Source organism: Edaphobacter sp., from assembly GCF_035532915.1.
Taxonomy (GTDB): domain Bacteria; phylum Acidobacteriota; class Terriglobia; order Terriglobales; family Acidobacteriaceae; genus Edaphobacter.
In genome coordinates this window covers 1-6125 of the sequence record NZ_DATKQC010000106.1, presented here as the reverse complement: position 1 = coordinate 6125, position 6125 = coordinate 1, and the positions used below count along the sequence as shown (strand labels likewise).

The 6125-nt window shown below is 57.0% G+C and carries 6 protein-coding genes; 4 read left to right on the top strand and 2 right to left on the bottom strand.

What is annotated here, in order from left to right; genetic code table 11:
- On the top strand, nucleotides 1-582 hold a 582-nt coding region (locus VMU57_RS05585), incomplete at its 5' end, for a tyrosine-type recombinase/integrase (RefSeq protein WP_325381647.1).
- On the opposite strand, the gene VMU57_RS05580 is transcribed toward VMU57_RS05585, so the two are convergent.
- Nucleotides 579-848: a hypothetical protein gene (locus VMU57_RS05580; RefSeq protein ID WP_325381646.1), complete on the bottom strand. Its 270-nt coding sequence runs from the start codon at nucleotides 846-848 to the stop codon at nucleotides 579-581. The two genes, VMU57_RS05585 and VMU57_RS05580, sit on opposite strands and share 4 nt — an antisense overlap.
- Nucleotides 849-1564: 716 nt before the next feature.
- Here VMU57_RS05580 and VMU57_RS05575 point away from each other — a divergent pair.
- From VMU57_RS05575 to VMU57_RS05565, 3 genes are all read left to right on the top strand, one after another.
- Entirely contained in the window at nucleotides 1565-2707 is a 1143-nt protein-coding gene (locus VMU57_RS05575) for a hypothetical protein (RefSeq protein ID WP_325381645.1), read from the top strand.
- A gap of 223 nt (nucleotides 2708-2930) precedes the next feature.
- Nucleotides 2931-3290, top strand: a complete 360-nt coding sequence (locus tag VMU57_RS05570) for a type II toxin-antitoxin system VapC family toxin (protein ID WP_325381644.1) — start codon at nucleotides 2931-2933, stop codon at nucleotides 3288-3290.
- A gap of 367 nt (nucleotides 3291-3657) precedes the next feature.
- On the top strand, nucleotides 3658-5463 hold the full coding sequence (locus VMU57_RS05565) for a response regulator (protein ID WP_325381643.1): 1806 nt from the start codon (nucleotides 3658-3660) through the stop codon (nucleotides 5461-5463).
- Nucleotides 5464-5740: 277 nt separating this feature from the next.
- Here VMU57_RS05565 and VMU57_RS05560 read toward each other — a convergent pair.
- A partial coding sequence (locus VMU57_RS05560; protein WP_325381642.1) for a hypothetical protein occupies nucleotides 5741-6125 on the bottom strand: 385 nt, incomplete at its 5' end.

Sequence of the window (6125 nt, the reverse complement as noted above, 5' to 3'; positions counted from 1 at the left end):
CCGATTGGGCGGGCAAAACCTACGCTTCCCTTCTCCGATCACGAAATAGAAAAGATTCTGCTCGCGACCGAGGTGTATCCCAACAGAGGGATCCACGGGGAAAGAAATCGCGAACGCGTGCGTGCATTCCTGAACCTGCTTCGCTACTCCGGACTGCGTATTCGGGATGCCGTGACGCTCTCCAAGGAAAAAATCGAAGATGGCAAACTTCTGCTCTACACCCAGAAGACCGGCACGCCCGTTTTTATTCCATTGCCGGATCCCGTGCTCGAGCAATTGCAGAAAGTGAATCCGTCGAGCCCGTTCATCTTTTGGTCTGGAGTCGGAAACCCCAAGAGCGCCGTCGCCGATTGGCAGCGGTCCCTCGCAAAGGTTTTCGTACTCGCTGGGATCAAAGGCCATGCACACCGCTTCCGCGACACTTTCAGCGTTAACCTATTAAAGGCCGGCGTGCCGCTCGAGACGGTTTCGATTCTGCTGGGTCACTCGAGCGTGAAGATCACCGAAAAGCATTACGCCCCGTGGGTGAAGTCCAGGCAGATTGCGCTTGAGGAGCAAGTATCGAGAGCCTGGAAGCTTTAAGGACGGAAGCGGATTTTGGTTTGCAGGATGACTGACTTCGCCGACAAACGAGCGTGCACGCGTTCCATGACGGATTCAGGAATGCGCAGAGTGACATACCGCCGCTTATGTCTGGGATTTTGTTCTCCGATCGCCAGTACACCTGACTCATTGGCGAATAGCGCGCGGACCTTGTCCGTGCTGAGATTCCACATCGCGGCGACTTCCGCAACGGCATAGTGCCGCTCAGCGTGTTTGGGAGCCGGTATTTGCGTTGCCGAGGCCATGGCCTTCGAATCGTCCCTTGCGCAACAGGTCAAAGATTTTTCATAATCTCGGACATATCCCTATCAGCGTGATGTAACGAACTCATGGGAGAGCGTCAAGTTTGCGGCCCGTGTGTTCCGCTTTGCCTCCGGCTTCTTGATCTCCTGCACCCTTTCCGCAAACATTTGATCTCTGGGTCTTTCAGACGCGGACCATCGACTGGGGGGTCTCGCTCCCCGAAACTCGATCGAGAGAGCGAATTCCTTCGCCAATCGCATAATTCATAACAGGTTGCCGCAACCGCAGGGCGCTTGGCGTCGGCTAGGGTCGTAGCTAGACCCATGGTTTCTGACTATTCTTTTCGACTGCTTTGGCCTTTCCGTATCTCCCCTTTGACGGAATCGGAGACAGGACCGTGCGAAACCGGGAATGGCTTCATTTGTCTTCGAATTGCACCGCGCGGGAATGCAGCGGGACTCTGTTTTAATGACGCGGAACTAGGCTGTGGGCCGGACGGATCGGGCATTCACCCAATGGACTCCCGAACTGATATTGCCCTGTCAACGTCTGCCGCAACGTTGAACAGATGCAACGAGAACCGTTTATGCGAAGGAGCGCCGCTGGGTGGAAGAAGTGAAAGCAGAGTTGGGAGGCGGCCGCCGGTGCCAGATTTATGCCGTGTACACACGGAAGCGCGACGTCACACGCAGGCACGTAATCACAGAGGAGAAACGCGATGGGGATTCTCGGACTAACACATGATGAGAAGGGCGTGGCCCTCGAGAAGCTCCCGGTGGCAATTAAGGTTGCCATTGGCGAAGGTCCCGACCCGGATGACGTGAACAGCAATCCACGAGCGCTCTTTCATTTCGTTTTCAAGCGGAAAGTCATGTGCGGGCGATCTGTGTATTGGCAGTCCGCGCCGGATATCGCCGAACTCTTTGGCGAGAAGCCGACTCAACTGGGAGTCATCTTCCTCCATGATGACCCGAGGGAGGTATTCCCGTCGGAGTATGCTCTATGGACGCGGAAAGGCCGCTTCTGCCACGGTGAGCTGGTGCAAATCGTGAACGACACTGGGGCACATTACAAAATGCAAGCAATTCGAAGGACAAGGGAGCACCCGGAGGGCGAACCTTGGCCGGGCGAACGCAAATACCTGGATGGACTGCAGAAGGGCCAGCCGGTCGAAGGTTGCGGCGTCGGTTGCCCGGAACTGGAGAGCGGCAATTGTGGGCCTTCCGGAGACCTGTACTTCATCTTGGAACAATTTCCTAGCTTGGGCGCCATCTGCCGACTGCACACGGGGGGCAAGACCTCGGTTCCCAATCTGTCAAATGCGGTAGCGCAACTGCACCGTTGGAACGGCGGCCGTTTGAAAGGAATCAAGGCTACTCTTAAGGTCACGCCGGAGTTGCGTTGGCATCCCGGAAAAGACCGAGGTTGGGAAACAGCAGTTGTCCCGATTCTGAGCCTGGAGATTGGCGGCACGACACTGCAAAGCCTCATCACCGACATGACTGGGCCCGCAAGACGCCTTCAAGAAGCACAGGCTGCCTTTACTGGTGAACAGTGCGGACCGTATGTCGTGCGGGAAACCGAAGAGGAACGCGCCCCGGAGATTGTCGATGAGTTTTATCCGCAGAACAAGAGTCTCGGGGAGGAGCAGGCCAGCGCGACCGTTGAATCCCCAGAACACGCAGAGCGGTGCGCGACGATCTGCGACTTGGCGCGGAAACTTGGATACAATGAGGCGAAGATAAGGACGCTTCTGGGACAGAAGGCAGGAAATTCTGTCGGTGTTGAACGGGAGTTGCGAAACCAGCTGGACGAACGACCCGAGGGTGGGGTCCCTCTGAAAGGGCGGCAGGTGGGCTGAACTCATCTAAACCCATCGGCCGGCCCGCCACTTGTCGAACGGCTCAATGTCGGTTGCCCTTGAATGGCGAGAGTCTGACGGGTGTATCAAAGCCATTTGAAGGCGGGCCCGGAGGAAATTCCCTACTCCGACCGGGACGGGATGAGGCACAGGGGCAATGAATATCGGAAAATAAATCGGCGTCTCCCCTTTTTGGTCCCATTCCCATTCTTTCCTGAGTTGTGTGCCGACACGCGAGCCAGCGAAGCTCTCAACAAAGGCCTCCGACGCCATCCGGCAAGCCAGTCAAAACGGAGGAATCGCTGTTTCCGCCATCACATTATGGGAGCTAGCATGGCTGGCCACTCACGACCGTCTCGACATTGCGGGCACCGCCGAAACCTTCGTCGAGAAGATCACCTCGCGGACCGCCGTCCGGCCCATCACTGTAAGGGTTGCGGTTCTGGCCAACCAACTTCCAGCCAGCTATTCCCGCGATCCGTGTGACCGGCTAATCGGGGCCACCGCACTGGCCGAGGGCATCGCGCTCGTGACTAGAGATGACAGGATGCGCGCCTGCACGCAGATCCGCACGATCTGGTAGACCCGCCCCGTCACCAAGCTTCCTCCCTGGAGGAGACGTTTCGGCAGCGCTCGATGGACTGCCTTTTCCTTCGTGCAGCAAATCCTTCTCGTCCTGCTAGTCCGAGCGGGCCCCAGGCGAGAAAGACTGTCCCGGTGACGGCAGTCTACGGGCACGCCGCGACGAGCAGGGATTCTCTGCGTTCGGGGCTCCATATCCAAAACAGGATAACGCGACAAGTAGCCTCTCTATTCGCCATCTACTGATAGTGTATCTTACGTACACGTCATACACACTGTGCAATATGGTACAGCAGGGCGCGATGGGCCGCACTAGGCTGTGGGCGTTTTTCGTATGTCGGAGGCAGGTCGCGGAAAGGGGTAGGGCGATGCCGAGCGAATTTCGCAGCCGGGCTGCAGAAAAGCCAGAAATGCTCGATGGACAAGGGACGGGGTTTCGGGCACGTCACTTTCAAGCCCTGGCGCAACTGCTCCAGGAAATCAACATCGAGAAATCCATTCGTCCCATATTCGCGATTGCGGCCGAAGGCGCGCGCACGATAGTGGGCGCCGATCGGGCGATTGTCAGAGTCTCCGCTAACGACACGACGGGGACCCAAGAAAAGCCTTCTGGCTCGCTCTCCGATGAGCTTTTCGCCATGTGTTTTTCTGGCAGCCGATCGACGGGCGATTCGATTGGCACACTGGCCGGCGATATCCAAGACACGACGGAAATGCCGCGGGCAGAGTCAGGCCTGCGATCCCCACTCCGCAGTGAGGGCCCGTCCCTGGCGAAACGGCCGGTGTCGCCCCCCTGGCTAGCCGTACCGCTCCTGGGAAGGGAGGGCCGAAACATCGGATGGCTGGGGCTCTTCGGTAAACTACTAGGCGGTTTTACTGCGGAAGACGAGACGATTTTGGCATTGCTGGCGCAATTTCTGTCCATGGCAATTGAAAACGACCGTTTGATGAGATTCGCGGAAGACGAACGGGCGAAGTGGCAGAAGGAAGCTGCAGAGAGAAAGCAACTAGAGGACCACCTCCGGCAGAGCCAGAAAATGGGGATCGTTGGTCAATTAGCAGGCGGTATCGCACATGACTTCAACAATATTCTCACCGCCAGCCTGGGCTATAGCGAGTTGATGATGAAACGCCTGGATCCGGCTAACCATCTGTATCCGATGGCCCAGTGCATTCGACAGGTTTCCATGCAGGCCAGGGAACTGACCCAGCGCTTGCTCGCGTTTAGCCGTCAGCACGTAGTCGAGCCTGAGGTAATGAACCTGAACGAAATCATTTCCGGTGTGGCGAATATGTTTGAACGGCTGGTCGGTTATGAGATCACTCTCGTGCGGGATCTCGATTCCCAATTGCAGAACGTACGGGCCAATCGTAACGAGATGGACCACGCGCTCCTGAATCTCTTGGTGAATGCCTGCGACGCAATGTCGAACGGCGGCACGGTAACGGTAAGAACGTCGACAGTCGATCTCCAGAACGAATTTTTCCGCGCGGGCGAGGCGGCCAAGCCTGGCGTATGGTCCTGTCTCGAGGTCAGTGACACGGGTTGCGGAATGGACAGCGAAACAATGTCTCACGTATTTGATCCCTTTTTCTCGACCAAGGGTATCGATCGAGGAAGCGGACTTGGGCTCACCATGGTCCTTGCAACCGTGCAGCAAAGCGGCGGCGTCATTCGGGTTGACAGTAACCTCGGAGTGGGGTCCAGCTTCCGAATCTATTTGCCGTCCACCCATGAGGCGGCCGTTGCCGAAGCGCCCGAACTGGCAGGCATTCGCCAACCGCAAGCACTGGAAACCATCCTGGTCGTCGAAGACGACATAGCCGTGCGGAGGCTCCTCTGTGAATCCCTGACCGATCAAGGTTACGAAATCCTGAGCGCAGGCGACGGCCTCGAGGCAATTCGCATTGCGGAATCTGATTCGCGGCGTATCGACCTTCTCTTGACCGATCTCATCATGGCGGGCATGAATGGAAGAATCTTAGCGGAGCGCTTCAATCAACTGCGCAGCGAGTCGAGGGTTCTTTTCATTTCAGGTCACCGTGAGAGGCTTGACGGCATGGAGACCATTGATATGTTCTACCATGCGTGCCTTGCCAAACCCTTCACACCGGATACTCTTGTCGCTGCGGTACGTGAAATATTGGATCGAGAAATCCGCAGAAACTCCTGACTTCGGCCGGGGCCCGCCGCTACTTGATCCCGGCGATGCAGCCATCCCCCGTAACTCCGTTTTGAAACACGCTTGGCCGTTAGCCATCCCAAAACGAAACTCTTACACCGAGAATGCAGATAGCCGTTCAGTAAATAGCTCTCGGTTCTGACAACCCTGCGCCAGATCCACGTCATCGAGCGGCCCAGCAATTGCTTGTTCACTCGTCACGAACACAGGCAAGAATGCCTCTACCCACGAATCGCACAGCTACCCCCGAGAGGGGCCTGACTTCCCCTCACCGTAAGGTGCTGCTCGACGAGTTCGGAATCCCGGCGTTGTGGTAGGCGCCACGAGCGTGAGCGACTATGTACGCACCCATCATCGCGAGTGTTGCGGGCTTTTCCAGCCATATTGCTGTATAGAATGGGCGATGTGCTTTCTTCCAAGAGTCAGGCAAATCGTGAGTTCCCATCATGCCACTGTTTTTTGTTCCGAACCAGTTGAACCAAAGAAGAGCGGAGTCAAAGGCTGCGCTTTCACCCCACAGTCGTGCCGCCGACGGATGCGGGCCATACAGGTCGCTGGCTTCCACGCAGGTCGGACAGCGCCGCTGGGCCTGAATCGTCTCCTCGGTGTCTGCGAAGTCCGAAGCCAAAAACATTGCGGATGTAATCAGGAGG